The sequence below is a fragment of the Halopseudomonas sp. genome (genome assembly GCF_036961105.1).
Classification (GTDB): Bacteria; Pseudomonadota; Gammaproteobacteria; order Pseudomonadales; family Pseudomonadaceae; genus Halopseudomonas.
This window is the reverse complement of the sequence record NZ_JBALWW010000042.1, coordinates 1-1,195: the sequence shown is the minus strand read 5'-3', so window position 1 is coordinate 1,195 and position 1,195 is coordinate 1. Positions and strand designations below refer to the sequence as shown.

The window sequence follows — 1,195 nt, the reverse complement described above, 5'->3', positions numbered from 1 at the left end:
GCCCCCATCACTGCAAAGCCCGCAAGCTTATCTGGCACCGCCCTCAACATGGAATAAAAGGGTGTAAAGTACCAAACAGGCGCAATATGCTCTGGCGTTTTCAGCGGATTGGCAATTTCAAAGTTCGCGTGCTCAAGGAAATAACCATTCATTTCTGGCATGAAGAACATGATGAAACAGAACACAAACAGGAACACCACAATCGGCACAAGATCGTGAACGGTATAGTATGGGTGGAAAGGTATACCATCGAGAGGGATACCATTTGCATCCTTATTCTTCTTGATTTCAACACCATCGGGGTTATTTGAACCCACCTCATGGAGCGCAACAATATGCAGGAAAACCAAGGCCAATAAAACGATTGGCACAGCAACCACGTGTAAAGACATAAAGCGGTTTAAAGTAATACCTGAAATCAGGTAATCACCACGCACCCATTGCACAATATCTTCACCCACCACAGGGATCGCACCAAACAGGGAAATAATCACCTGAGCACCCCAGAAAGACATCTGCCCCCAAGGCAATACATAGCCCAGGAAGGCTTCAGCCATCAGTGCCACATAGATCGTCATACCGAAGATCCATACCAATTCACGTGGTGGCTTATACGAACCGTAAATCAAACCACGGAACATATGTAGGTAGACCACAATAAAGAAGGCAGAGGCACCGGTAGAGTGCATATACCGGATCATCCAGCCGTAATCCACATCACGCATGATGTACTCAACTGAAGAAAAAGCTGTCTCAGCTGAACCCTGAAAGCTCATCAACAGCCAGACGCCGGATATCAACTGTATCACCAGCACAATCATCGACAGCACGCCGAAGAAATACCAGAAATTGAAGTTTTTCGGGGCGTAATACTCAGCCATATGAGTATTCCATGCCTTCATAATCGGCATCCGAGCATCTACCCAATCACGAAATGATATCAACATTTTCATTAGCCGGCCTCCTGATCTACACCAATGACTATCACACCATCACTCTCATAGGAGTATGGAGGAACATCAAGATTGGTCGGTGCCGGGACACCGGAATAAACCCGACCAGAAAGGTCGAACTTAGAGCCGTGGCACGGACAGAAAAAACCACCCATCCAAGCAGCATCGCTCGTGCTCAGATCTTCAGCACCTACCTCTGGGCGATACATTGGCGCACAACCCAAGTGCGTACAAAGCCCAAC

The 1,195-nt window shown here is 47.4% G+C and carries 2 protein-coding genes; both read right to left on the bottom strand.

Annotated features, from left to right (window positions below):
- Nucleotides 1-947: cytochrome b (locus V7756_RS18835; RefSeq protein WP_335611740.1), on the bottom strand; the 947-nt coding region annotated here is incomplete at its 3' end.
- A 5-nt stretch (nucleotides 948-952) separates the two neighbouring features.
- The coding region (gene petA, locus V7756_RS18830) for a ubiquinol-cytochrome c reductase iron-sulfur subunit (RefSeq protein ID WP_335611739.1) at nucleotides 953-1,195 on the bottom strand (243 nt) is incomplete at its 5' end.